General features: G+C 44.9%; 26 protein-coding genes and 1 other annotated feature. Of the genes, 14 read left to right on the top strand and 12 right to left on the bottom strand.

What is annotated here, in order from left to right; genetic code table 11:
• Positions 1-16: 16 nt before the first annotated feature.
• Positions 17-532, bottom strand: coding sequence for a gamma carbonic anhydrase (locus tag EV146_RS13435; protein WP_132007020.1), 516 nt, complete (start codon positions 530-532; stop codon positions 17-19).
• Between the two features lie 141 nt (positions 533-673).
• On the opposite strand from EV146_RS13435, the gene EV146_RS13440 reads away from it, so the two are divergent.
• Positions 674-1,477: an alpha/beta hydrolase gene (locus tag EV146_RS13440; protein ID WP_132007023.1), complete on the top strand. Its 804-nt coding sequence runs from the start codon at positions 674-676 to the stop codon at positions 1,475-1,477.
• Positions 1,478-1,490: 13 nt separating this feature from the next.
• Positions 1,491-2,585, top strand: coding sequence for a tetraprenyl-beta-curcumene synthase family protein (locus EV146_RS13445; protein WP_132007026.1), 1,095 nt, complete (start codon positions 1,491-1,493; stop codon positions 2,583-2,585).
• Between the two features lie 37 nt (positions 2,586-2,622).
• Here the strand turns inward: EV146_RS13445 and mnmM are convergent, their stop codons facing one another.
• Positions 2,623-3,195, bottom strand: coding sequence for a tRNA 5-(aminomethyl)-2-thiouridylate-methyltransferase MnmM (gene mnmM / locus EV146_RS13450; protein WP_132007029.1), 573 nt, complete (start codon positions 3,193-3,195; stop codon positions 2,623-2,625).
• Positions 3,192-4,160 (bottom strand): tRNA modification radical SAM protein MnmL/YtqA, encoded by a 969-nt coding sequence (gene mnmL, locus EV146_RS13455; RefSeq protein WP_132007032.1) that lies wholly within the window; start codon positions 4,158-4,160, stop codon positions 3,192-3,194. The genes mnmM and mnmL overlap by 4 nt, the downstream gene beginning before the upstream one ends.
• Positions 4,161-4,373: 213 nt before the next feature.
• Here mnmL and EV146_RS13460 point away from each other — a divergent pair, with 213 nt between their 5' ends.
• The 3 genes from EV146_RS13460 (at position 4,374) to EV146_RS13470 (ending at position 6,318) form a co-directional block, all read left to right on the top strand.
• A complete protein-coding gene (locus EV146_RS13460) occupies positions 4,374-4,637 on the top strand; it encodes a YtzC family protein (protein WP_132007034.1) in 264 nt (87 codons plus the stop codon).
• 14 nt (positions 4,638-4,651) lie between these two features.
• Positions 4,652-4,831: a glycogen biosynthesis protein GlgD gene (locus EV146_RS13465; protein WP_132007037.1), complete on the top strand. Its 180-nt coding sequence runs from the start codon at positions 4,652-4,654 to the stop codon at positions 4,829-4,831.
• Positions 4,832-5,118: 287 nt separating this feature from the next.
• Complete coding sequence (locus EV146_RS13470) at positions 5,119-6,318, top strand: MDR family MFS transporter (RefSeq protein ID WP_132007040.1); 1,200 nt, start codon at positions 5,119-5,121, stop codon at positions 6,316-6,318.
• 46 nt (positions 6,319-6,364) lie between these two features.
• Here the strand turns inward: EV146_RS13470 and EV146_RS13475 are convergent, their stop codons facing one another.
• From EV146_RS13475 to EV146_RS13490, 4 genes are all read right to left on the bottom strand, one after another.
• Positions 6,365-7,087 (bottom strand): LutC/YkgG family protein, encoded by a 723-nt coding sequence (locus EV146_RS13475; RefSeq protein ID WP_132007043.1) that lies wholly within the window; start codon positions 7,085-7,087, stop codon positions 6,365-6,367.
• The gene (locus tag EV146_RS13480; RefSeq protein ID WP_132007046.1) at positions 7,081-8,511 is read right to left on the bottom strand and encodes a LutB/LldF family L-lactate oxidation iron-sulfur protein; all 1,431 of its coding nucleotides are present in this window, start codon (positions 8,509-8,511) and stop codon (positions 7,081-7,083) included. The genes EV146_RS13475 and EV146_RS13480 overlap by 7 nt, the downstream gene beginning before the upstream one ends.
• 65 nt (positions 8,512-8,576) lie before the next feature.
• Positions 8,577-9,293: a (Fe-S)-binding protein gene (locus tag EV146_RS13485; RefSeq protein ID WP_132007049.1), complete on the bottom strand. Its 717-nt coding sequence runs from the start codon at positions 9,291-9,293 to the stop codon at positions 8,577-8,579.
• Positions 9,294-9,445: 152 nt separating this feature from the next.
• Positions 9,446-10,171: a FadR/GntR family transcriptional regulator gene (locus EV146_RS13490; RefSeq protein WP_132007052.1), complete on the bottom strand. Its 726-nt coding sequence runs from the start codon at positions 10,169-10,171 to the stop codon at positions 9,446-9,448.
• Between the two features lie 223 nt (positions 10,172-10,394).
• Positions 10,395-10,619 (top strand) — a binding site (T-box leader).
• Between the two features lie 76 nt (positions 10,620-10,695).
• On the opposite strand from EV146_RS13490, the gene leuS reads away from it, so the two are divergent.
• The 4 genes from leuS (at position 10,696) to EV146_RS27060 (ending at position 14,590) form a co-directional block, all read left to right on the top strand.
• Positions 10,696-13,113, top strand: a complete 2,418-nt coding sequence (leuS, locus tag EV146_RS13495; RefSeq protein WP_132007055.1) for a leucine--tRNA ligase — start codon at positions 10,696-10,698, stop codon at positions 13,111-13,113.
• A gap of 54 nt (positions 13,114-13,167) precedes the next feature.
• Positions 13,168-13,665, top strand: coding sequence for a GNAT family N-acetyltransferase (locus EV146_RS13500; protein WP_132007058.1), 498 nt, complete (start codon positions 13,168-13,170; stop codon positions 13,663-13,665).
• Positions 13,666-13,794: 129 nt separating this feature from the next.
• The gene (locus tag EV146_RS13505; protein ID WP_132007061.1) at positions 13,795-14,100 is read left to right on the top strand and encodes a rhodanese-like domain-containing protein; all 306 of its coding nucleotides are present in this window, start codon (positions 13,795-13,797) and stop codon (positions 14,098-14,100) included.
• 346 nt (positions 14,101-14,446) lie between these two features.
• Entirely contained in the window at positions 14,447-14,590 is a 144-nt protein-coding gene (locus EV146_RS27060; protein WP_158287101.1) for a hypothetical protein, read from the top strand.
• Between the two features lie 394 nt (positions 14,591-14,984).
• Here EV146_RS27060 and EV146_RS13510 read toward each other — a convergent pair whose 3' ends face one another.
• The gene (locus EV146_RS13510) at positions 14,985-15,890 is read right to left on the bottom strand and encodes a nuclease-related domain-containing protein (protein WP_132007065.1); all 906 of its coding nucleotides are present in this window, start codon (positions 15,888-15,890) and stop codon (positions 14,985-14,987) included.
• Between the two features lie 125 nt (positions 15,891-16,015).
• Here EV146_RS13510 and EV146_RS13515 point away from each other — a divergent pair, with 125 nt between their 5' ends.
• The gene (locus tag EV146_RS13515) at positions 16,016-16,207 is read left to right on the top strand and encodes a sporulation protein Cse60 (RefSeq protein WP_121611375.1); all 192 of its coding nucleotides are present in this window, start codon (positions 16,016-16,018) and stop codon (positions 16,205-16,207) included.
• Between the two features lie 130 nt (positions 16,208-16,337).
• Here EV146_RS13515 and EV146_RS13520 read toward each other — a convergent pair whose 3' ends face one another.
• Complete coding sequence (locus EV146_RS13520; RefSeq protein WP_132007068.1) at positions 16,338-17,603, bottom strand: BaiN/RdsA family NAD(P)/FAD-dependent oxidoreductase; 1,266 nt, start codon at positions 17,601-17,603, stop codon at positions 16,338-16,340.
• A 230-nt stretch (positions 17,604-17,833) separates the two neighbouring features.
• On the opposite strand from EV146_RS13520, the gene EV146_RS13525 reads away from it, so the two are divergent.
• Entirely contained in the window at positions 17,834-19,456 is a 1,623-nt protein-coding gene (locus EV146_RS13525) for a putative polysaccharide biosynthesis protein (RefSeq protein WP_132007071.1), read from the top strand.
• A 50-nt stretch (positions 19,457-19,506) separates the two neighbouring features.
• Here EV146_RS13525 and EV146_RS13530 read toward each other — a convergent pair whose 3' ends face one another.
• Positions 19,507-19,698: a hypothetical protein gene (locus EV146_RS13530; RefSeq protein WP_373566064.1), complete on the bottom strand. Its 192-nt coding sequence runs from the start codon at positions 19,696-19,698 to the stop codon at positions 19,507-19,509.
• A 105-nt stretch (positions 19,699-19,803) separates the two neighbouring features.
• Between EV146_RS13530 and EV146_RS13535 the strand changes: the two genes are divergently transcribed.
• On the top strand, positions 19,804-20,520 hold the full coding sequence (locus EV146_RS13535) for a pseudouridine synthase (protein WP_132007077.1): 717 nt from the start codon (positions 19,804-19,806) through the stop codon (positions 20,518-20,520).
• Between the two features lie 68 nt (positions 20,521-20,588).
• Here the strand turns inward: EV146_RS13535 and EV146_RS13540 are convergent, their stop codons facing one another.
• On the bottom strand, positions 20,589-20,810 hold the full coding sequence (locus EV146_RS13540) for a DeoR family transcriptional regulator (RefSeq protein WP_121611380.1): 222 nt from the start codon (positions 20,808-20,810) through the stop codon (positions 20,589-20,591).
• A gap of 487 nt (positions 20,811-21,297) precedes the next feature.
• Here EV146_RS13540 and pepV point away from each other — a divergent pair, with 487 nt between their 5' ends.
• Positions 21,298-22,716 (top strand): dipeptidase PepV, encoded by a 1,419-nt coding sequence (gene pepV, locus EV146_RS13545; protein WP_132007080.1) that lies wholly within the window; start codon positions 21,298-21,300, stop codon positions 22,714-22,716.
• Positions 22,717-22,731: 15 nt separating this feature from the next.
• Positions 22,732-23,589: a D-amino-acid transaminase gene (gene dat / locus EV146_RS13550; protein ID WP_132007083.1), complete on the top strand. Its 858-nt coding sequence runs from the start codon at positions 22,732-22,734 to the stop codon at positions 23,587-23,589.
• Positions 23,590-23,639: 50 nt separating this feature from the next.
• Here dat and cysK read toward each other — a convergent pair whose 3' ends face one another.
• Positions 23,640-24,575: a cysteine synthase A gene (gene cysK, locus EV146_RS13555; RefSeq protein WP_132007086.1), complete on the bottom strand. Its 936-nt coding sequence runs from the start codon at positions 24,573-24,575 to the stop codon at positions 23,640-23,642.
• Positions 24,576-24,667 lie beyond the last annotated feature (92 nt).

The raw sequence follows: 24,667 nt of genomic DNA on the forward strand, positions 1-24,667 counted from the left end.
TCTACTGGATGATGTTTCACCGGGATTGTATGGATTTATAATATTGACCTTTCTCGGCATATTCTCTTGAAATGCGTTCCATATCCTTGATATCGTCTGCGTTTAATTCGCGAACCACTTTAGCCGGCCGTCCGAAAGCAAGTGTGTTAGGGGGGATTTTTTTGCCCTGTGGAACGAGGCTCCCCGCTCCTATAAAAGCACCTTCGCCGATTTCGGCCTGATCAAGAATAATGGAGCCCATCCCAATCAGGGCTTTTTTTCGGATGATGCAGCTATGGAGAATCACCTGGTGGCCGATTGTTACTTCATCTTCAAGGATGAGGGGATTACCCGGACTTTGATGAAGGACTGAATTGTCCTGGATGTTCACTTTATTGCCAATAATTGTTGGTGCGACATCTCCCCGAATGGATGTATTGAACCAAACGCTTGATTCTTTGCCAATTTCAACATCCCCCGAGATCGTTACATAATCCGCAATAAAAACGGAATCAGCAATTTGGGGCATCTTGCCTTTATAAGGATAAATCATATTACACTCTCCCTTTTTTAATGTAAAATTAGAATAAAGGTATGGATAATAGCCTTTCTTGCATCAAGGCTTTTTCTCCCCTTTTTTGTTTATTATATATTATAGTTTTTTTTATAGTGTACAAAGTAGGAGGAATAGATCATGTGGAAATGGGAAGCGGAAGGAGAGGCAAAGGCCGTGATTGTAATGGTGCATGGGGCGCTTGAGCACCATCGCCGGTACGGCTGGCTGATCGAAATGTGGCGCGTGTCCGGTTTTCATGTCATTATGGGTGATTTGCCCGGTCAGGGAATGACAACGAGAGCAAACAGGGGTCATATTGAATCCTTTAATGAGTATCTTCTCGAGGTAAAAGAATGGGTAGAGGCTGCCCTGGAATTTGATTTGCCTGTTTTTCTTCTTGGGCACAGCATGGGCGGGCTGATTGCAATCCGCCTTCTTCAGGAGGAAAAGCTGAATCTTGCAGGGGTCATCCTTTCATCTCCTTGTCTTGGCATCCTTCAGCAGCCTTCAAAGTTCCTGAACTTTGTTTCTCACGGATTAAATGTAGTGATGCCTGCTTTAAGGCTTTCACCCGGGCTGACAGTGGAAGACGCAACTCGGAACAAGGATGTTAAAGCAGCAGATTTAAATGATTCATTATACGTTACAAAAGTTTCGATAAGATGGTACCGTGAACTGTCCGAAGCGATGGAACAGGCATTCGAGAATATGGAAAACACTCACGATATCCCGATGCTGCTTATGCAGGCCGGAGAAGATAAAATTGTTGATAAGCGTGCTGTTAAAGAGTGGTTCAATTATGCCCCATTGTCTGAAAAGCGATATAAAGAATGGCCAAAATGCTATCATGAAATTTTTAATGAACCCGAACGGGAAGAAGTGTTTGAGTATGCAAAGGATTTTGTCATCAGCCAGTTAAAGGCAATTGGGTACGTATACTAGAAAGGAGGCCCAAATGTCGATTCCAGTAATGCCAGTTGGCCTAATGTACCATGTTTACCGAAAAGTGTTTCCTGCCGTCCATCGAGAGCTTGATTTCTGGAGGGAAAAAGCACAGGCTATCCCCAATCCAGAATTAAGGAGGCAGGCGCTTGCCAGTATTGAAAGCAAAACATTCCACTGCGAGGGCGGGGCTATCATGAGCCTTACAGCGATGGGAAAATACCAAAGTGCCATCCGGTTTATCGTTGCCTACCAGACCATCAGTGATTATCTTGATAACCTCTGTGATCGGAGTACCTCTCTTGATCCTGATGACTTTGCTGCATTGCATGAATCAATGGAGGATGCTCTGTCCATAAGTAGAGATTTTCGTGATTATTATCGAGAGAGAGAGGATAGGGATGACGGGGGCTATTTGCAGGCTTTAGTCACCACATGCAGGGAGGAACTTCAGGCGCTTGAGCACTATGATGTGATTTCAGGGTACTTGTTTGAACTTTGCCGCTATTATTGTGACCTGCAAATTCACAAACATGTCGAGCACAGTGAGCGGGTGCCGAGGCTGAAAAGCTGGTTTGACATGCACAAAGAAAATATACCCGATATGCAATGGTATGAATTCTCAGCCTGCACTGGATCCACTCTCGGTATTTTCTGTCTGGTTTCCTATGCGATGCGCACTGATTTTAAACCGGAATTTGCCGAAAGTATCTGGAGCGGATATTTTCCATACATACAGGGGCTTCATATTCTCCTGGATTATTTCATCGACCAGGATGAGGACAGGCAGGGGGGAGATTTGAACTTTTGTTTTTATTATGACAGTGAAGAAGCTTTATTTGAGCGGCTGAAGCATTTTTTGGTGAACGCAGACCGCCATACATCAAAGCTGCCTCACCAAAGATTTCACCGGCTGATCAATCGGGGACTGCTTGGTGTCTACCTGTCGGATGAAAAGGTCCAGCAGCACCGAAATATTAAAAAGCTGGCAAAGGAAATGATTAAAAGCGGAGGGCCAGTCAGTTATTTCTTTTATCTGAACGGCCGCGCCTACCGCTCCTTCCAAAAATGGGTGCCAGCAAGTTTTGTAAAATCGTTATCGAAATAAAAAGAACCGGCATTAAAATGGTGCCGGTTCTTTAGTTTTATCGTTTTTCAATAGCCAGGATAAAGGGTGGATGGTTTTGCTGATTTATAAATTGGTATTGCAGCACATGAGCCTCGTCCTGCTTGATGTTTTTTACATATTCCAGCAGGCTGTCCCGCTCCAGCTGCCCTTCAGGATGTCCATGGTAAATCACAATAACGATGATTCCTTCGGGAGCCATGATGTCAAGCAGCTGTTCAACTGCGGCAATCGTTGTTGTCGGCCCTGTCACAATGCTTTTGTCGCCTCCAGGGAGGTAACCGAGATTAAAGACTGCACCCGTAATTTTTCCGTGATCCTTTTCCGGGACAGAAGCTTTCACATGCTCATGGCCTTTTTGGAAAAGCGAAACTCGTTCATTTAGATTTTGTGCGGATAATTTTGAACTGCAGGATTGAATGGCCTCCTCTTGTATATCGAAACCATAAACCTTTCCTTCTGGACCGACGAGATTTGCGAGAAAAAGCGTGTCGTGCCCATTCCCTACAGTTGCATCGACTGTCACGTCTCCAGCAGAAACTGCTTTTTCGAGGAGAGTTCTCATAAAAGGAAGGATCCGTTCAAGCTTCATTTTGCAGCACCTGCCACTAAAGGATTAAAAAATTTCCCCTGCCAGCTGCCGCGCCGCTTTAACTCAGCGTCAATTGAATTTAAAACCTCCCATTTATTGACGCTCCACATCGGGCCAACCATTAAATCAATGGGTCCATCTCCTGTAATCCTGTGGATGATCATTTCCGGAGGAAGAATTTCCAGCTGATCGCAAACCAGATTCACATAATCCTCTAGGGTAAGGAATTCCAGCAGTCCCTTCTCATATTGCTTTACCATCGGTGTCCCCTTAAGCAGATGGAGCAAGTGGATTTTTATTCCTTGAACATCCAGCCTGGCTACTTCCTGAGCCGTTTTCATCATCATTTCCGGAGTTTCCAGGGGAAGTCCATTAATAATATGGGTACAAATTCGGATGCCATGCCTCCGGAGCTTCTGGACACCCTCCACATAAGCTTGGTAATCATGGGCACGGTTGATCATTAAAGCAGTCCGTTCATGAACGGTTTGCAAACCCAGCTCGACCCAAAGGTATGTTCTTTCGTTTAATTCTGCAAGATATTCAACTACGTCGTCGGGAAGGCAATCAGGCCTCGTCGCAATCGACAAGCCGACAACATTTTCCTGCTTTAGGACTGTTTCATACTTTTCCCTGAGGACATGTACAGGCGCATGGGTGTTGGTGAATGCCTGAAAATAAGCCATATACTTGCCATCTTTCCATTTGTTGTGCATTTTCTCTTTTATGTTAGTGAACTGGGTTTCCAGGTCTTCAGCCCGATTTCCTGCAAAGTCTCCGGAACCTGCTGCGGAGCAAAAGGTACATCCGCCGTGAGCGACAGTACCGTCCCGGTTGGGGCAATCGAATCCTCCGTCAAGGGCCACCTTGAATACCTTATGGCCAAAATGCTGGCGCAAATGGTAATTCCAGGTGTGATACCGTTTTTGATCACTAGCGTATTGAAAGTTCGTTGTATCAGCCAATAGAGCTGCCTCCTATTTTATAATTCCTCGTGTAAGTCCGTGCAGGACCTCTGTCATGAAAAGAATTGTATCATGCAGTCAAACGGAATCCAATGCAAAATGGCAATTGGAAGCATTAAACATGCAGGAAAAGTGATAGGAAGCGGGGATGTGAACAAAATATAAGGGAAGCAAGTTTCCAGCTTCATTTTTGAAAAAAAGGGGGCCTTTTCATTGGCAACGCGACAATCGGTCGATGAACATATCCATCAATGTGAGAATGCTCTAAAATCCGCCCAGGAACAGTATGACCGAGCCAGCTTACAGGAGCACTACGGCGACGTTGAGTTTACGAGCAGCCTTCAGCAATTGGAGCAGTCCTATAATGAACTGGCAAAGCTTGCCTTAAGCTGCAATGACCAGCAGCGGGAGCGGCTGCATCGGATGAGGCTTCAGCTTCAGCAGGTTCAAAATAAAATGACACTGCTTGATCATTAAAAGGAGGGCCAGCGATGAAAAAGCGTTCAGACCAAAATAATCCTGAGCAAAAGACTCGAAACGGGCATAATAATCAGGATGCCGAATTTGGAAAAGAATATGATCCTGTTAAGGAAGCGAAGAAACGTTATGAAAACTCTGGCGGGCAGCCAGTAAAGTCCAAATTTCATCCTGAACCGGAACAGGCCCGTTAAAAATAAAAAGCTCGTGCAACCTCATTTCCTTTAGGGAATGAGGTTTTTATTGTGTGGGAAAATTCAATACTTACAGTATTTTTTTACTATTAGGATTGTGGGTTTTGTTATTGCAAGACAGCTTGAAAACCTCTAAAATTACTTAGGTTATCGAACTGAACCGTATTCTGCTTTGTTAGCAGAAAGTCCTGGGCTTAATTTTGTAGCTCTTCCCTTGTTTTTGATATAAGATCATCACAGTGAATGGGACAGCAAGCCCGGAAGTGTTTTTGAAAGGGGAAATTTATATGCCACGAGCTTTATGGCTGCTTGTTATTGGGATGGCGGTAAACGTGACCGGTTCATCCTTTTTATGGCCTTTAAATACAATTTATATCCACGAGCATCTCGGGAAATCTTTATCCGTTGCCGGTGTCGTCTTAATGCTGAACTCAGCAGCTACTGTTATTGGGAATTTGATTGGCGGGACCCTGTTTGATAAAATGGGCGGCTATAGGTCCATTATAATGGGAATCGTAATTACCCTTTTGTCATTGGCAGGGTTAACGATCTGGCACGGCTGGCCGCAATATATCGTCTTCCTGACGATTATTGGGTTCGGGTCTGGAATTGTCTTTCCTTCCATGTATGCCATGGCAGGATCTGTTTGGAAAGAGGGCGGGAGGAAGGCCTTTAATTCTATCTATGTTGCCCAGAATTTGGGGGTGGCTGTTGGGGCAGCTCTGGGCGGCCTGGTTGCCTCTTATTCCTTTCAGCTGATCTTTTTCGCAAACGCAGTTCTGTATTTCATCTTCCTGCTCATAGCGGTTTTCGGTTACCGTGCCATTGAGTCGTTTTCGCCAACGCAAACCACCAACCTGCAGGAAAATGGAGCAGTTAAAAACAGAGATAAGCTATATGCTTTATTGATTCTATGCGGCGGCTACCTTCTCTGCTGGGTTGGCTATGTCCAGTGGCAGTCAACGATATCTGCCTATACAAGAGAGCTTGATATTCCGCTTAGCCAGTATAGCTTGCTATGGACTGTAAACGGAGCTTTGATTGTTTTGGGACAGCCGCTCGTGAACCGGCTTGTTAAGCCGTTTGAGAAAAATATAAAGGCCCAGATCACTATAGGTATCCTCATATTTATTGGTTCCTTTATGGTTGCGGCAGGTGCAGGAGAATTTTCCGGTTTTATGACAGCCATGGTGATCATGACCATAGGTGAAATGCTGGTGTGGCCTGCGGTTCCAACAATAGCTGATGCGCTTGCTCCAAAGGGCAGGGAAGGCTTCTACCAGGGAATTGTTAACAGCACCGCGACAGGCGGAAGAATGATTGGTCCATTGCTGGGCGGCATCCTGGTCGATGTTTATGGCATGGCCGCATTATTTGCTGTACTTACCGTTTTATTCTTTATTGCTATATTTACCACTGCAATCTATGACCGGAAATTAAAAGCGAAGGAAAAACTGCAAGGGCAATTCTCTGAGGCTACCTACTAGAAAAAATAAAAAAATTGGCATGAACCCTTGGTTCATGCCAGTTTTTTTATAAATCATCAATGATAATATAAGTTGCTTTAACTGGACCATGAACACCCACAACCAGATTCAGTTCGATATCGGCAGAGTTGCTGGGGCCAGTGATAAAATTGACGCAGGATGCTACCTGTTTGCCTTCTAGATGCATTTGTCTCATTTTTTGGGCGGCCTGAGTCATCCTCGGCACAAGACTGCTTTTGGGTACAAGGGCAATTAAGCTTTTAGGCAGAAAACTGACGGTTCGGCCTTTATCCTGATCGCTGAAAAGAACAACCGTGCCTGATTCGGCCAGTGTTATTTCACTGATGGTAATTCCGATATTGGCCTTTTCAGCCTGTCTGATATTCTCTCTGCCTTTTGTATGATCCCACTCATAATATTCTATGTCCTGTTCAGGCCATTCGTTGTGAAAGAGGGGATCCAGGCCCCACTCTGAAAATCGATTGTCCTTCCAGGTAACAACCGGACCGCCGCCATAATTGGCAACTGTTTCCGCCAACGTTTCCGCCAGTCCTGTTTGATCTGTAACCACAACGCTTGTATGAATTCTCAGGCATTGGGTCTTAAGGACCTCGACTAATTGGTCGGGAGTGGCCCCTTTCAGGACCTCTTTTTGCGGCTGGAACTCCCAGACTGGTCTTTCAATCTTTCCTGGATGGCGGTCCCTTCCAAGACTGGATGCAATAGTATTTAAAAATGATTCCCTGTTTTGGATGGTGCCTGTCATGATTGGTTGCCGCCTTTCTCCCTATTATTAAACCAGTCCCTGAATCGCTCCTTATTAGGGGCTGGAAACTCCCTGATTTCCGTCCATGCTTTTAATGGGCCAGGACCATTGGAAATTTTATCTCCATTAGTAAATGGATTCATTGCTGCCGGAGCCAGCTTTGATCCGATTTTATAGAGAGCAGGTGAAGCAGCACCCAATCCAAAAGCCTTCATTGCCAGTTTTTCGGATATAGGGGCTTTTCCTTCTTTCTCGACAATCTCCTGCCTGTGCTTGTGTAAAAGTTCATGCAAAGGAATTTTGACTGGGCAAACCTCCGTGCAGGCACCGCACAATGTAGATGCATACGGAAGTTCCTTGTAATCTTCATAACCTCCAAGTAAAGGCGAGAGTACAGCACCTATAGGACCTGAATAAATGGATCCGTAAGAATGCCCGCCGACATGGCGGTACACCGGGCAAACATTAATGCAGGCTGCACAGCGGATACATTGGAGGACGGACTGGAACTCTGTACCAAGAATTTTTGATCTGCCGTTATCAACGATAACTAAATGAAACTCTTCAGGCCCATCAACGTCCAGCTCTTCCCTTGGGCCTGTCAGGACGGTGATGTAGCTGGTCAGTTTCTGGCCGACAGCGCTTCTTGTCAGCAGGCTTACCAGCACTTCCATTTCTTCAAAGGTAGGGACAAGTCTTTCCATTCCCATGACCGTTATTTGTGTTTTAGGCAGCGAAGTGACGAGATCTGCGTTTCCTTCATTGGTAACCAAAGAAAAGGAGCCAGTCTCGGCGACCGCAAAGTTGCAGCCTGTAATTCCAATATCCGCTGTCAGAAAATCCTGGCGAAGTGTTTCCCTTGCATGTCCGGCTAGCTCCTCAGGCTTGGATGTTTTTTGATAGCCAAGTTTATCCGTGAAAACATCGCGGATTTGTTCTTTATTTTTATGAAGGGCCGGAACCACAATATGGGAAGGGGGATCATGGTCGTCAATCTGAAGTATGTATTCTCCCAGATCCGTTTCAATCACTTCGCAGCCAGCCAATTCAAGGCACGAATTCAAGTGGATTTCCTCCGTTACCATTGACTTTGCTTTCACGACTTTCTTTGCATTTTTACTGGCAACGACTCCCCGGATATAGTCATTCGCCTCTTCGGCAGTGGATGCGAAAAAAACATGACCACCGCGTTTTGCCACATTATCGCTTAGCTGTTCTAAATAATAGTCGAGGTTTTCAAGGACATGTTTTCGAATTTCCTCCCCGTGGGAACGCCAGTCTTCCCAGTTTCCCAACTCTTCAGCAGCGCTCAGCCTTCGGGTGCCCATACTATCCTGGGCACCGGCTACAGCCCCACGCATAAAGGAATCATTTATCCCTTTTCCTACACGTTCCTTAAATTCTTCAACCCCTATTTTCATCGCCATAATCGTTTCCCTCCATTCAAAAAAGCTTGGTACGTCCATTTAGGCCAGCTTGAAAATGACTCCATTCAGCGGCTGTTCAGAACTTCGGCAATATGCAATACCCTTATCGGCTTGCCTTTCCGGTCAATGCGTCCGCCAATATTCATCAGGCATCCTGCATCGGCGCCAATTAAATAATCTGCTTGCGTTTCTTCGACATGCTGAACCTTCTCGTCAACCATTTGCTCTGAAATTTGGGCCATTTTGACCGAAAAGGTTCCTCCGAATCCGCAGCACTGTTCCTTCCCGGGAAGCTGCGTAAATTCAAGTCCTTTTACATTGCTTAAAAGAGTCATAGGAGCTTTATTTACACCCAGCAATCTAGTCATATGGCATGAAGTATGATAGGTGGCCCTTCCTTCAAACCGGGCTCCCACATCCTCCACTTTCAGGACTTCGACAATAAATTGTGTTAGTTCATAGGTTTTTTCCGCCAGCCTTTTCGCTTTTGTCTCCCATACAGGATCTCCCTTGAAAATATGGGGGTACTCATGGAACATATACGCACAGGACCCGGACGGAGATACTACATACTCGGCGCTGGCAAAGGCATCAATCATCTTTTTCATTGCTTCTTTTGATTCTTTCACGTAGCCACTGTTATAGGCAGGCTGTCCGCAGCAGACCTGCGATTCGGGAAAATCAATTTCACAGCCCAGCCGCTCAAGCAATTCGACCGTCGCTTTTCCTACATCGCTTTGAAACATATCAACCAGGCAAGTTGCAAACAGAGATACTTTCATTTTAACCACTCCTATTTAGCATCCATAAAATAGACATCTAATTAACCGGTCATCTGATGACCTGAAAAATAAGTTTTTATAAAATTAATACTACTATAATTGTAATAAACATAGAAAGGGGTTTCAAAGATTATTTTTCTATCACTCTCTATTTAACGAGGTTCGATTTGTTCCATATACTTCTGTAAAACCTCTTCGACATGTTCGATATGCTGGAGCATCAGCGTCCTGGCCTGCTCTGCTTCCTGATTTTGAATCGCCTTGTAAATGGAAAAATGCTCAGCGTAAAGTTTGTCGGTAGTCGTCTGTTTAGAATACAGCCAAAGCCGGCGTGTTTCCTTCATTGTTTCTCCCATAAGCCCCGATACATGGTTCATCAAGTTCATGAGCAAAGGATTATTGGATCCTACCGCAATGGCTATGTGGAACTGCAGGTCGGCTTTTTCCCCCAGCTCTCCATTCCCGTTGGCACGTTTCATTTCCTCAAGCGCTCTTTCCATTGATTTCAGGTTTTCTGTTGACCTATTTTGTGCGGCTGAAAAAGCAGTCCCGATTTCAAGGATTTTGCGTACCTCCAGCAGGTGATCGATATCTCCTTTGTTCATTAAAATGGCAGAGGACAGCGGAAAGGCGATTTGGGTGGCCTCAAATTCCTTCACGTAGGTTCCTTCGCCCTGGCGGATTTCAATCAGTCCCATGGCCTTAAGTGCAGTCAATGCCTCTCTTATCGCTGACCGGCCTACCTGAAAGTTTTCAGCCAGCTGCTGGACCGAATCCAGTTTATCTCCAGGCTTTAATTGACCGGTTCTAATCATTTCATGAATGGCTTCTTCCACTTCTTCATATATTTTTTTCGGTTTTATTTTTTTATAGTTCAAGTTCGAGCCCCCGCATCCCTTTTATGATCAACATTTTCATACCAACCATTTTACAATAAAATAAGAGTGCCAGGTATACACAGTGTGCAAAATTGGATATCACTGTTGAAAAGGAATCAGCATACGATAAAAATAGTTCCTCACCAGGGGATTTTCGCAGCAGGCTATCCTGCCTCTTGCAACTGGAGGGGAATTTGTTTACAATATACCATATACTTTATAAGCAAAGACGTTTGATGAAGGAGTAGTAATGAGGAGAGCCTGAAAAACTAGAGAGCTGACGGAAGGTGCAAGTCAGCCGGGCCAATCATGAACTCGCCTTAATAGTCGCCGGCATGAACTAACAGTAATGCCTGCCGTGTTCCGCGTTAAGGATGAACGAAGCGAGTGACTTGTCACTAATGTGGGTGGTACCGCGGGAGAACATACATAACCTCTCGTCCCTTTCTTGGGGACGGGAGTTTTTTATTTTTTAAAACAAACCCATCACACAATGGAAATCAATATAGCAGGAGGGTAACAAGATGAGCTTCAGCCATCATGAAATCGAAAAGAAGTGGCAGCAATACTGGGAAGAGAATAAAACGTTTAAAACAACCGAGGATGAAGGAAAAAGGAAATTCTATGCACTGGATATGTTCCCTTATCCTTCGGGTGCCGGTCTGCACGTAGGCCATCCGGAAGGATATACAGCAACCGATATTTTATCCCGCATGAAACGGATGCAGGGCTATAACGTCCTTCATCCGATGGGTTGGGACGCGTTCGGCCTCCCAGCTGAGCAATATGCGCTTGATACAGGTAATGACCCGGCTGAATTTACAAAGCAGAACATTGATAATTTTCGCCGCCAAATCAAGGCGCTTGGTTTCTCTTATGACTGGGACAGGGAAGTAAACACAACGGATCCTTCTTATTATAAATGGACCCAATGGATTTTCCTGAAGCTGTATGAAAAAGGCCTTGCCTATATTGATGAAGTTGCAGTTAACTGGTGCCCTGCCCTGGGTACAGTGCTTGCTAATGAAGAGGTTATCGATGGGAAAAGTGAACGCGGGGGCCATCCTGTAGAACGCCGTCCGATGAGGCAGTGGATGCTGAAAATAACTGCCTATGCGGACCGTCTGCTTGAGGATCTTGAGGAAGTCGACTGGCCTGAGAGCATTAAAGAAATGCAGCGCCACTGGATTGGCCGCTCGGAAGGGGCAGAGGTAACATTTGAGATTGATGGGCACGAAGGCACCTTCACAGTATTTACAACACGCCCTGACACCTTATTTGGCGCCACTTACGCTGTTCTTGCTCCAGAACATCATCTTGTCGAGAAAATCGCGTCGGCAGAGCAGCGTGAAGCAATCGATGCTTACCTTAACCAAATCAAAAGCAAGAGTGATCTGGAGCGTACCGACCTTGCCAAGGATAAATCAGGTGTATTTACAGGTGCTTATGCCATCAATCCAGTAAACGGCGAGAAAATGCCAATCTGGATTGCCGATTATGTGTTGATGAGCTATGGTACAGGCGCCATCATGGCTGTACCGGCTCATGACGAGCGTGACTACGAGTTCGCGAGGAAATTTGGCCTTGAGATCAAGGAAGTCGTCGCGGGAGGCAATGTTGAGCAAGAAGCCTATACCGGTGATGGAGAGCATGTAAATTCAGGCTTCCTGAACGGATTGAACAAAGAAGAAGGAATCAGCAAAGCCATTGCCTGGCTTGAAGAAAAAGGATTGGGCACCAAGAAGGTAACATACCGTCTGCGTGACTGGCTGTTCAGCCGCCAGCGCTACTGGGGTGAGCCAATCCCGATCATTCATTGGGAAGATGGCACCATGTCAACTGTTCCAGAGGATCAGCTGCCGCTAGTTTTGCCGAAGACAACAGAAATCAAGCCTTCAGGTACAGGTGAATCTCCGCTGGCTAACATCGCCGAATGGGTGAATGTAGTGGATCCGGAAACTGGCAAAAAAGGCCGCCGGGAAACCAATACCATGCCTCAATGGGCTGGAAGCTGCTGGTACTACCTGCGCTATATCGATCCTAAAAATGAACAGGCTTTGGCGGATGCTGAAAAGCTGCAACAATGGCTTCCTGTCGATATTTATATTGGCGGAGCCGAGCATGCGGTGCTTCACTTGCTTTATGCACGTTTCTGGCACAAGGTTCTTTATGATTTAGGTGTTGTCCACACGAAAGAGCCATTCCAGAAGCTGTTTAACCAGGGAATGATCCTGGGCGAAAATAATGAAAAAATGAGTAAATCCAAAGGGAATGTAGTAAACCCTGACCAGGTTGTCGACAGTCATGGCGCTGATACTTTAAGGCTTTATGAAATGTTCATGGGACCTCTGGATGCATCCATTGCCTGGTCTACAAACGGCCTTGACGGGTCACGCCGTTTCATCGACCGAGTCTGGCGCCTGTTTGTGGAAGAGAATGGCAGCCTGAATTCAAAAATCCAGGATACCGAGGAAACCGGAAGCCTAGAGAAGGTATACCACCAGACCGTCAAGAAAGTAACCGAGGATTTTGAAGAACTTCGCTTCAACACAGCGATTTCTCAAATGATGGTGTTCATTAACGAGGCCTATAAAGCTGATGTCCTGCCTAAGAGTTACATTGAAGGCTTTGTGAAGATGTTCGCTCCAATCTGCCCTCACGTTGCCGAGGAGCTGTGGGAAAAGCTTGGTCATAAAGAAACCATCAGCTATGCAGCATGGCCTGCGTACGATGAGGCAAAATTGGTAGACGAAGAAATCGAGATTGTTATCCAAATCAACGGGAAAATCAAAACCAAAATGAAAGTACCTGCCGATGCCAATCGAGAGACGCTTGAACAAATCGCCATGGGTGATGTTACAATAAAAGAACAGATTGATGGCAAGACTGTAAGAAAAGTCATTGCCGTGCCAGGAAAGCTAGTGAATATCGTTGCCAACTAAATCAGAACCCCTTCCTCCTGCAGGAAGGGGCTTTTTGAAACAGGGGGAAAGTAGATGAATATAAGGCTTTTAACTCCGGAGGATGCAAATTTGTACAGAGATATTCGATTAGCTGCACTTAAAAGCAACCCTGCAGCATTTGCCGCCAGCTATGAAGAAGAATTTCTTTTGCCACAATCCGTTTTTGAGGAGAGGCTTCAGCAGGGAGATACTTTTACTTATGGTGCTTTTGAAGGGGCAAGGCTGGCAGGAGTCGTCACCTTGGTGAGGGAAAAAAAACTGAAGTTAAGGCACAGGACCAGCATCTTTGCTCTATTTGTATCCCCCGCGTTTCGCGGGAAAGGGGGGGGGGAAATGCTGATGAACGAAGCCATCACCAAGGCGGGGAAGCTGGAGGGAGTCGAACAGGTTTACTTGACTGTGGCTGCAAATAATGAAGCAGCAATCAACTTATATAAAAATCTTAAGTTCCAAACATATGGAAGGGACAAAAAAGCGATAAAACAGGGTGATCAGTACCTGGATGAGAATCTTATGGTCTTGTTTCTTTAAGGTATCGCCGGCTGCAGGGGGCTGCTGTGCAGGCAGTCTAGTTTTCCTTCGTACATGAGTTTTTGTATAATGAACAGGGTAAGCCAACTGAAACTGGTATTGGTGGCAGAACAATAAGGGGTGTTATAAATGGACAATATTGAGACGATTACAACCGATGAATTACAGGAAAAGCTCGAAGCCGGCGAAAAGCTTGAACTCGTCGATGTCAGGGAAGATGAAGAAGTAGCAGAAGGAATGATACCGGGTGCCAGGCATATCCGCATGGGAACAATCCCGGAGAATTTGGATAAATTCGATAAAGACACAGAGTATATTTTTATTTGCCGTTCAGGCGGCCGCAGCCATAACGTATGTCTTTACCTGCAAGATCAAGGCTATAAAGTGCGCAACATGGTCGGCGGGATGATGAACTGGAGCGGGGAAACAAAATAATCGTTTGCAAGTGAGCCGGTGCTGCCTATTTTGGGTGGTGCTGGTTTTTTTGTTTTCCTAGGGTAGAGGTTGAGGAAAAGGTCCCGTCTACGAGACCGCCTGCGGTAATAAGAAGGAGTTCAAGTAGAAGTGGTCTATGTGCCCTTTCAGGAGGAAAAGGAGAAGAGGAGGTCACGTAGAAGGGGTCTACGTGACCTTCCAGGAGGAAAAGGAGAAGAAGAGGTCACGTAGAAGTGGTCTACGTGACCTTCCAGGAGGAAAAAGAGAAGAAGAGGTCACGTAGAAGGAGTCTACGTGCCCTTCCAGGAGGAAAAGGAGAAGAGGAGGTCACGTAGAAGGGGTCTACGTGACCTTCCAGGATAAAAGGAGAAGAATAGGTCAAGTAGAAGGAGTCTACGTGACCTTCCAGGAGGAAAAGGAGAAGAGGAGGTCACGTAGAAGGAGTCTACGTGACCTTCCAGGAGGAAAAGGAGAAGAAGAGGTCAAGTAGAAGGAGTCTACGTGCCCTTCCAGGAGGAAAAGGAGAAGAAGAGGTCACGTAGAAGGAGTCTACGTGCCCTTCCAGGAGGAAAAGGAGAAGAGGAGGTCACGTAGAAGGAGTCTACGTGACCTTCCAGGAGGAAAAGGAGAAGAAGAGGTCACGTAGAAGGAGTCTACGTGACCTTCCAGGAGGAAAAAGAGAAGAAAAGGTCAAGTAGAAGAAGTCTACGTGCCCTTCCAGGAGGAAAAGGAGAAGAAGAGTCAAGTAGAAGGGGTCTACGTGCCTGCCCAGGATGAAATAGAAGAGAGGCGGTCAAGTAGCAAGAGAAATATAACAAACCAAGGGAACAGGTGAGTGGAGCATAAAAAATCAGCCACTTAAAGGCAAAGTGGCTGGTTAGAATTCACTCGAAATAAGTCCATCGGCCATAACCTTTTAGACTAAGGTTTTGAACTAATATTCTCCTTATTGTTTTATCTGAATAATCCCCCCCACACCAATCCACCATTACCCTTGTCGTTATCTTTTGATCAGGAAACAACAGCTTAAATTCTTCTATGATCCGCATGACGGCGGAATCTAGATTTTCCATCCAGCTACAGCTCCCACACATAAGCATTCTGTTTTCAGTCTTTAACATGAATGCATGACACTTTGGACATGTAATTCCTTTTTTTAGCTGTCTATAATGATAAGCAGGCCGCCTGGTATAAGGTGATTCATTGTGATGTTCTAAAAGAAGTGTTTCAGCTAACTTCGTATGCCGGGAATTTAATTTTGAAGGCTTTGAGGCTAAGGTTGTCATAAAGGAATGAAGCTGGGTAGGCAAAATAATTGGAAGTTCCCGCGGAGCCTGATAGAGGGTGAAATGCAGATTTACAAATATGACAAATGCTTCGACGGGAAAATGAAGATTTATATTTTTTAGGAGCTGGCGGAGCAGGATTTTGCTGCGCTGTGATTGATGATTGGGGTTTTTTATCTCGGTTCCGCTGATGGAATGAAAGGAATGATTTTCATAATAAAATTCGCCCTCCATGTTCTTAATTTCAAAAGTATAAATCGTGTCCTGGACAATCATCAGCGAATCGAGCTGGAAGGAGGTATTGTTGATTTCAAGCAGCAGGTCATTTAATATGAGCCTTTCTCCTGTAAGTCCATCCAGTAATAAATCAAACTTCAATTCGCCTTCAAATCCTTTTTCAAGGTTTAAGTAGTGCTGTTTTTCCCTCCCAGTCAGATTCATGCGTGCATTTAGCAGTCTTAATAGTTTTAATTCTGAAGTTGCCAGTCTTGGTTTATAAAACATTCCCCACTTCCTTTCTTTCCTTCAATAGTATGAAACTAGCAATTGCTTTACAAGGCACATAATTGTGTCTAAAGATTCAAAATTCTGACCATAATAGGGATAAAAAAGTCAAGGGAGAGGATACCATGATTCAGGTCAAACTCTTTGACCACGAGCATGAAAAGGACCTCGAAGCTGAAATGAACCGCTTTCTCAAGGTGCTGGATGAAGATAAACTGGTGGATATTAAGTATAATGTGGCAGCCATTCAGGAAGAGGAAGAAGAGGAACAGGAGCAGATTTACTGTTTCAGTGCGATGGTGGTTTATAGAGCCTGACAAGCTGTCAGGCTCTATTTTTTGACCACGCGCCTTGCATGGCATTCCCGGTGCTGGACAATCTCATCCATTGCATGTCCTACTGAGTGGAACCTGTTTCCGTTTCTAGAAGTCGCTGAATAAAAACAGGTTATTCCATCGCATATTCCACCGCATTGGAACCAGCCAGCCGGCCGGTCACTAGGGCCGAGGTGATATTGTAGCCTCCGGTGTAGCCGTGGATATCAAGGATTTCGCCGCAGAAATACAACCCGCCCATCAGCTTCGAGGCCATTGTTTGGGGCTCAACTTCTTTAACCGAAACGCCGCCCCCTGTAACAAACGCTTTTTCCAGTGGCTGTGTACCATTGACGGTAAATTGGAAATTCTTGCAGCTGGCCGCAAAACTCCTGATTTTTTCATTTGATACCTGACCGCCCTGGGCTGAAGGATCGATTTCATTTCTTTCAAGTAAAAACAAGAGGTATCTTTCGGGAATCAGGCCTTTTAGCACATTTTTGACTGATTTTTTTGGTTCTGCCTTGATAAGGGAGTTGATCTCCTGGAACAGTTCCTCCGTTTTTTTCTCCGGAAGCGCATCAAGGTTCACTGTAACTCTCTTGAGGTCCCATTTTTTCATTGCTTTAACCACAAATTGACTGCATCTCAGGACAGCGGGGCCGCTAATCCCAAAATGAGTGAAAATCATATCCATTTTATGCGTAACCAAAGGCTTGCCTTTGGGATTGAGCACACTTAAAGCAACACTTCTTAAAGATAGCCCCTGCAGGACCTTTTCCTTAATAAATCCTTCATCGGAGAGAAGAGGGACTTCTGTAGGAAATAGCTCTGTAATAGTGTGGCCTGCTTTTTCAGCCCATGCGTAGCCATCACCAGTAGAGCCTGTATGGGGAACAGATTTACCCCCTACGGCAATAACAACACTTTTAGCCGATAAGATCTCATTCCCAGGCAGTTCCACGGACTCAACTCTTCCGTCCTTGTAATGAACGTCCAGAACAGGACAGTTCACCCGAACATCGACATCCAACTCCTTAAGTCTTGATATCAATGCATCTACAACTGATTGGGCTTTGTTGCTGACTGGAAACATTCGGCCGTGATCTTCTTCCTTTAATTCAATGCCTAGCTTTTCAAAAAACGCGATAATGTCTTCATTGCTAAAAATGGAGAAGGCACTGTACAAAAATCGCCCATTGCCAGGAATATGTTTAATAATTTCTTCGATAGGGAGCCGGTTTGTCACATTGCAGCGGCCTCCCCCCGAGATGGCAAGCTTTCTTCCAAGCTTGTCTCCTTTATCGATGAGGAGCACTTTCCTTCCTTTTTCACCGGCCGCAATCGCTGCCATCAGGCCGGATGGACCTCCGCCCAGTATAATACAATCATATTTCATTTCTTTTCACCAACTTATTTACTAAAGGATTTTATCATTATAACATTTCCATAATGGGCGGAAATGAAACAATGCCCCGAAATATACTGTGACGGCGGATTGAACCAGGCCTGCCATGGAAGATTAATTTATACTAATGCAGAGCGTTTATGTTAAAATAAAGTTTTGAGACGATAATGTGTTGTATATTTTATGGAAGCGAGCACGCTTTTCAAGTAGGAAGGGATATTATGTCATCTAAGCTGTTGAGAGGGACCTTTATCTTGACCCTCGGGACCATCCTGTCCAAAGTCCTGGGGCTGTTTTATGTCATTCCGTTTTATGCGATTGTGGGAGATCAGGGGACTGCGCTTTACCAGTATTCCTATGTGCCATATACCATTTTTATCAGTATAGCCACGGCAGGAGTTCCGCTGGCGGTTTCAAAGTTCATCTCGAAGTACAATGCCCTTGAAGAATATGCAGTAGGAAGAAAACTGTTTAAGTCCGGAATCCTGATTATGCTGGCAAGTGGTATAATTTCATTTCTTATCATGTATATCACGGCTCCGGGACTCGCCGCAATGTCAATTGGCTCTGAAACTAAGGACGCAAAAATAAGCATTGAGGATGTCACTACAGTCATCCGTGCCGTAAGTTTTGCGCTAATTGTCGTTCCTGTCATGAGCCTTGTCCGCGGATTTTTCCAGGGACACCAGTCAATGGGCCCATCGGCAGTCTCCCAGGTGGTGGAGCAGCTTGTCCGGATTATCTTTGTACTGGGCGGAGCATTTGTCGTATACAAGGTGATGGATGGCAGCCTGGTAAGTGCTGTCAGTGTGGCAACCTTTGCAGCCTTTATTGGGGCCCTCGGAAGCCTTGCCATTCTGGGCTGGTACTGGTATAAGCGAAAATCCAATCTAGACAAACTATTAACAGAAGATAAGCGTACAATGGATATTTCTTTAAAAGAAATCTATAAAGAAATATTGCTGTATGCTGCTCCCTTTGTCTTTGTCGGGGTTGCCAATCCGCTTTTCCAGTTTATTGATCAGGTTACCTTCAGCAGGGCCATGGCCTCAGTTGGATTGAAAGACCAGGCAACTGCGGCTTTTTCGGTCCTTAATTTCCAGACACATAAGCTGGTTATCATACCTGTTTCCCTTGCTACTGCCTTTTCATTGACGCTTGTCCCGAGCATCACGAAGTCATTTGTGGAAAATGACAGGAGAAGCTTGAATCAGCAGCTTGATCAGACTTTCCAGGTACTTATGTATCTGACGGTTCCTGCAGTAGTAGGGCTGTCGATCCTTGCAGAGCCGGCCTTTACTGTTTTCTATGAAAACAAAGAGCTGGGAACCGAGATTTTAAGGGCCTACGCACCTGTTGCTATATTATTTGCGTTATTTTCCGTTACGGCAGCGATTCTGCAGGGAATAAACGAACAGAGGTTTACCGTCTTGAGCCTGCTGACGGGCCTGCTGGTGAAATTAAGCCTTAACATTCCATTGATTCAGCATTTTGAGACAGAAGGGGCTGTACTCGCAACAGCTCTTGGATATACAGCTGCCATTCTGATCAACCTTTTTGTTATCAAATATTTTGCGCGTTATCCATTTAAATTTGTGGCTAGACGAATAGTCTTGATCCTGATTTTCTCAGCAGTAATGGGAGCAGGAACCCTTGCAGCCTATGAGGGACTGAGCGAATTGATTTCTCCAGCTTCCAAGCCTGGCTCCATTTTAATCATTGTCATATGTGCACTTTTTGGTGCAGCCATATATGCCTATCTTAGCTTCCGTTCCCGATTGGTTGATCTGCTCTTTGGGGATAAAGTGGACAAAATTAAAAGAAAGCTTCGGCTGCCCATATAAAAGCAGGCCCCTGCCAAAGCGCGGGGCCCATTTTTTATAGCGGGGGAATCTTAATAGTAGGTTTCATAGTCAGGACGAGTAAGCCCCAAGCGGCGTTCAATCCGATCAACGCGTCGGTCTAATTGGTTAATCTGATTGCCTAGCCTTTGTACCTGGCGTTCAAGCCGTTCTAATCGCTGATTAACATTGCCACCCCCGGGGAATCCAGGGAAAAATTGCCCTTGCTGACGATAATCCATCATGATCATTCATCTCCTTTGTCAATTAACAGGTAAAGCATGATAACAGTCTATGTGGAGATGGTAAAAAGGAGTGGGCTAAAGCCCATTAAAACAGGAGTGATAAAAATGCGAATTGATAAAATGCTTTCCAATACGGGATTTGGCAGCCGGAGAGAAGTAAAAAAACTTCTTAAAGATGGTGCAGTTCAAGTAAACAGTATGACGATTAAAGACCCGGGTCATCATGTTGATGTGAAAGGAGATACTGTTTTGGTCCACGGTGAAGAGGTCAGCTACCGGGAGTTCATTTACTTAATGATGAACAAGCCTCCAGGAGTCATTTCAGCCACAGAAGATCATCATGATCAGACTGTCATCGACCTCCTTGAGCTAGAAGACTCAATCTACGAGCCTTTTCCTGTAGGCAGACTGGACAAGGATACAGAAGGGCTGCTGCTGATTACAAATGACGGCCAGCTAGCACATAGGCTGCTATCGCCGAAAAAGCACGTACCAAAAACGTATTTTGCCGTTATTGAAGGGGAAGTGACAGAGGAAGATATCATAGCCTTTCAGCAGGGGGTCATCCTTGATGATGGCTATAAAACCAAGCCCGGTGATCTCAAAATCATAAAAGCAGGGCTGACTTCCGACATTGAACTGACGATCACGGAAGGAAAGTTTCATCAAGTGAAGCGGATGTTTCAGGCTGTTGGAAAAAGGGTGATCTATCTCAAACGACTTTCAATGGGACCGCTTAAGCTGGATGAGACGCTGGAACTTGGGGAGTATCGGGAATTGACCGATGAAGAAATTGAACTTTTGATGAAGCAGGATAAATAATATCAAATACCATAAAAAATAGAACCCCGCTTATAATAGTGGCAGAGTTCTATTTTTTTTCATATTGTTTAGGACGTCAATTTAACTTTTTTTTGTGTCGTGGTCCATTTTCCACGGCTGGGGCTTTTTACTAAGTCGTTATAGGCGAGGACATTTAAATCCCTCTGGATGGTCCGGGGGGTGATGCCAAACTCCTCTACAAGATCCTGGGTTGTTACCGTCCCATTCTTTCTAATGAACATGTAGATGGACTTGATACGGTTTATCATCCGGTTAGTTGAAGGTTTCAAACAACCACTCCCTATCCTTTATTAAACCCTGGGCATATTCCAGCAACCGACAGTTCAATGAAGATGAATCTTCGACTTATGTAGTTTTCTTCTTTCCAGCCATCTCCTTTACAGTTCCCGTTGTAAAACAGGTTTTGTATTGGCACCTTTTCGACTATTCTACCCTTTTTTAAGATAGAATTCTACAAAGTTGACCAAATTTACAAAATATTAATCTGTTTTATAACTTAAATGTTCGGAAATCCCCCTTTCTTTTTACTCTCACTTAACAATATGGCGAAAGACAGGCAAATTATGAATAGAAGATTGAAAATTTAGAAAAACAGACAGGTTATTTTGGCACACAAAAGTGTGAATAGGACAAATCAGTTTAAAAAAAAGGGGAAGAGCGGTAAGATGAAGGAAACTATAAAAAGTGAAAGCATTTGCATTTCCTACATTTCCTAAAGAGATATAATCAATAAAAGAGACATATGGAGGGATTCACGTGACTTCGATCAATTGGACAGAGGAAGTAGATAAAAGGAAGGAACAATTGATTCGCGACACTCAAGAATTTTTAAAAATAAAAAGTGTGCTTGATGAGGAAAATGCGACAGCTGATGCCCCGCTGGGAAAGGGGGTAAAAGAAGCACTTGACTATATGCTTCAGATAGGAAAAAAAGATGGATTTACTGCAAAAAATGTTGGGGATTTGGCTGGCCATCTTGAATTCGGCAAAGGGGACGAGATTGTCGGAATCCTTTGTCATGTTGATGTGGTGCCTGAAGGAGATGGGTGGACGAGCCCGCCATACAGTGCAGAAATTCGTGACGGTAAGATATTTGCCCGTGGAGCTATTGATGATAAAGGCCCAACCATGGCTGCCTATTATGCCATGAAAATTGTTAAAGAACTGGAACTCCCTTTACAACGGCGTGTCCGAATGATCATTGGGACAGATGAAGAAAGCAACTGGCGGTGTGTTGAACATTATTTTAAACATGAAGAAATGCCTTCGATGGGATTCGCCCCTGATGCTGATTTTCCGATCATCTATGCTGAAAAAGGGATTGCCGATTTTGATTTAGTGTCAGCTAAGCGGGAAGATGATCGCGAAGAAGGCCATGATGTTGAGGTGTTAAATTTCTCTTCCGGCAGACGTTACAATATGGTGCCTGATTTTGCTACCGTTTCTCTTGATGTTTTTAAAGCCCAGAATGAGATTTTGCAGCGGTACGAGGAATATAAAAAACAGCACGGCCTTGGAGGAGAGTGTCACGTAGACAGCGGGATGCTCATTCTGGAATTTGAAGGAATTTCTGCCCATGGGATGGAGCCGGACAACGGCAAGAACGCCGGCTTGCACATGTCAAGATTCCTGGCAGGGCTTAATATCGATTCCAGTGCCAATCAGTTTTTTGAATTTACCTGCGAGTATTTTAAGGATTCGCGGGGGAGAAAGCTTGGAGTTGCCTTTTCTGATGATATAACTGGCGACCTGACGATCAATGTAGGAATCTTGAGTTATACAAAGCAGGCAGGCGGACGGCTTGGTTTGAATATGCGTTACCCGGTTACAACCGACTTTGAGAAGGTAAAGGCTGCCATTGAAAAAGTGGCCGAAGTCGAGGGATTCACAGTCGAGAACTTCAGCAATTCTAAACCGCACCATGTAGATGAAAATGAATTCCTGGTCCAAACATTAAAAAAGGTATATGAGGAACAGACCGGGGAAAAGGCAGAGCTCATATCGATCGGCGGCGGAACCTATGCCCGTTCATTGACATCGGGAGTGGCTTTTGGTCCTCTATTCCCGGGGCGAGAAGATGTAGCACATCAGAAAGACGAATATATCTTAATAGAAGATATGCTTAAGGCTACCGCCATTTATGCCCAGGCAATCTATGAATTGGCAGGAAAATAAAGGAGTGTTAAGAAAATGACACAATATGTGGCAGTGAACGGCAACTTGATTGACAGAAAAAACGCCTATATTGATATTGAAGACAGGGGCTATCAATTTGGCGACGGTGTGTATGAGGTCATAAGGGTTTATAATGGTAAAATGTTCACAGGCAATGAGCATTTGGAGCGCTTGTGGAAAAGTGCGAGCTCCATTGGGATTACTATTCCACATTCAAGGGAAGAGCTCAAGGATCTCCTTGAACAGCTTATACAAAAAAATAAGTTGTCTCTGGGAACTGTATACCTGCAATACACCCGCGGGATTGCTCCCCGGAAACATCCTTTTCCTTCTGACGATGTAAAGCCAACACTTGTTGCCTATACCAAAGAAGTGGGACGTCCGGAGGAAAAACTGCATTCCGGCATCAAAGCGATTCAGACAGAGGATATTCGCTGGCTCCGCTGTGATATTAAAAGCTTAAATCTGCTGGGGAACCTCCTGGCTAATCAAAAGGCCGCGGAAGCAGGCTGTGATGAAGCAATCCTGAACAGGGACGGCAGAGTCACAGAAGGAAGCCATTCCAATATTTCCATCGTGAAGGGTGGAAAGATTTATACACATCCAGCCAACAATTATATACTTAACGGAATATCAAGAAGGGTAATGCTGGAGATTTGCGCCCGTGAAGGCATACAGGTGATTGAGGAACCTTTTACTGTTAAAGAGCTTCAAGATGCTGATGAAATATTCCTTACGGGGACCACGGTGGAGGTTATGCCGGTTATTGAGCTGGACGGGAAAAGTGCAGGGGGCGGCAAGCCAGGGCCTGTTACAAGAAAGCTGCAAAACTGGTTTAAAGCTGAAATTGAAAATCAATGCGGAAGATTATAATACGACTAAAAAAAGGGATTGCTGTGCAATCCCTTTCTCCAAACCAATTTTTACCCTTCAAACTGGAATAGATCGCTTGAAAGATACCTCTCACCTGTGTCACAAACGATGCAGACTACCGCTTGATCAGGACTCAGGTTCTTTGCGACATTGATGGCCGCAAAGCAGGCAGCTCCAGAGGACGGGCCTACAAGGACTCCTTCCTCTCTTGCAAGCCTTCTAACAGTATTGTAGGCTTCTTCATCTTCAATGTTATGGATTTCATCGTATACATCCTGGTTAAGGATCTCGGGAATAAAGCCGGGGCTGGTCCCAACAAGTTTATGCTTGCCAGGTTTTCCTCCCGAGAGGACCGGGGAACCTGCGGGCTCAACTACGTGGACTTTGACTTCGGGATACTTTTCTTTAAGTGCTTCCCCTGTGCCGGTAATCGTTCCGCCTGTTCCTGCTGTCGCCACAAATGCGCCCAGGGACATTTTTAATTCTTCCATAGCTTCAATGATTTCTTTGGCCGTTGTCTTCCTGTGGGCATCCGAGTTCGCTTCGTTTTCAAATTGCATAGGCATGAAGCTGCCGGGTATCTCTTTTAGCAGTTCTTGCGCTTTCTTTATTGATCCAGGCATTTTTTCGTCTCCCGGAGTCAGCACTACTTCTGCTCCATATGCTTTCAGAATATTGATCCTCTCTGCCGTCATCGTATCCGGCATAACTAGAATGGCTTTATATCCCCTTGCCGCTGCATTCATCGCCAGGCCGATTCCTGTATTCCCGCTTGTCGGCTCAATGATGGTTGCGCCAGGTTTCAGCTTTCCTTCTTTTTCGGCCGTGACAATCATATTGTAGGCAGCACGGTCTTTAACGCTTCTGCTCGGATTGTAGAATTCCAGCTTGAGATATACCGCAGCTCCTTTTTCAGGTGCGAGCCTGCTCAATTTTAAAAGTGGCGTGTCGCCGATCAAATCAGCAATATTATTTACTGCTTTCAATTGAATTCCCTTCTTTCGGTGTTGTTCACTAAGTATAAGGTTGCCTTATTTTTATAAAAATAAAGGTTATCCTTTTAATAATACTAATAAAA

The organism is Mesobacillus foraminis (assembly GCF_004340465.1).
Lineage (GTDB): Bacteria > Bacillota > Bacilli > Bacillales > Cytobacillaceae > Mesobacillus_B > Mesobacillus_B foraminis.

Coding starts and splice junctions, on each gene's coding strand:
- mnmM (WP_132007029.1), bottom strand. CDS start 3,195: ATGAAGCTTGAACGGATCCTTCCTTTTATGAGAACTCTCCTCGAAAAA.
- EV146_RS13470 (WP_132007040.1), top strand. CDS start 5,119: ATGCCACGAGCTTTATGGCTGCTTGTTATTGGGATGGCGGTAAACGTG.
- leuS (WP_132007055.1), top strand. CDS start 10,696: ATGAGCTTCAGCCATCATGAAATCGAAAAGAAGTGGCAGCAATACTGG.
- dat (WP_132007083.1), top strand. CDS start 22,732: ATGACACAATATGTGGCAGTGAACGGCAACTTGATTGACAGAAAAAAC.
- EV146_RS13435 (WP_132007020.1), bottom strand. CDS start 532: ATGATTTATCCTTATAAAGGCAAGATGCCCCAAATTGCTGATTCCGTT.
- EV146_RS13500 (WP_132007058.1), top strand. CDS start 13,168: ATGAATATAAGGCTTTTAACTCCGGAGGATGCAAATTTGTACAGAGAT.
- EV146_RS13530 (WP_373566064.1), bottom strand. CDS start 19,698: ATGATGGATTATCGTCAGCAAGGGCAATTTTTCCCTGGATTCCCCGGG.
- EV146_RS13525 (WP_132007071.1), top strand. CDS start 17,834: ATGTCATCTAAGCTGTTGAGAGGGACCTTTATCTTGACCCTCGGGACC.
- EV146_RS13485 (WP_132007049.1), bottom strand. CDS start 9,293: ATGAAAGTATCTCTGTTTGCAACTTGCCTGGTTGATATGTTTCAAAGC.
- EV146_RS13520 (WP_132007068.1), bottom strand. CDS start 17,603: ATGAAATATGATTGTATTATACTGGGCGGAGGTCCATCCGGCCTGATG.
- EV146_RS13510 (WP_132007065.1), bottom strand. CDS start 15,890: ATGTTTTATAAACCAAGACTGGCAACTTCAGAATTAAAACTATTAAGA.
- EV146_RS13465 (WP_132007037.1), top strand. CDS start 4,652: ATGAAAAAGCGTTCAGACCAAAATAATCCTGAGCAAAAGACTCGAAAC.
- EV146_RS13440 (WP_132007023.1), top strand. CDS start 674: ATGTGGAAATGGGAAGCGGAAGGAGAGGCAAAGGCCGTGATTGTAATG.
- EV146_RS13535 (WP_132007077.1), top strand. CDS start 19,804: ATGCGAATTGATAAAATGCTTTCCAATACGGGATTTGGCAGCCGGAGA.
- EV146_RS13445 (WP_132007026.1), top strand. CDS start 1,491: ATGTCGATTCCAGTAATGCCAGTTGGCCTAATGTACCATGTTTACCGA.
- EV146_RS13515 (WP_121611375.1), top strand. CDS start 16,016: ATGATTCAGGTCAAACTCTTTGACCACGAGCATGAAAAGGACCTCGAA.
- EV146_RS13505 (WP_132007061.1), top strand. CDS start 13,795: ATGGACAATATTGAGACGATTACAACCGATGAATTACAGGAAAAGCTC.
- EV146_RS13480 (WP_132007046.1), bottom strand. CDS start 8,511: ATGGCGATGAAAATAGGGGTTGAAGAATTTAAGGAACGTGTAGGAAAA.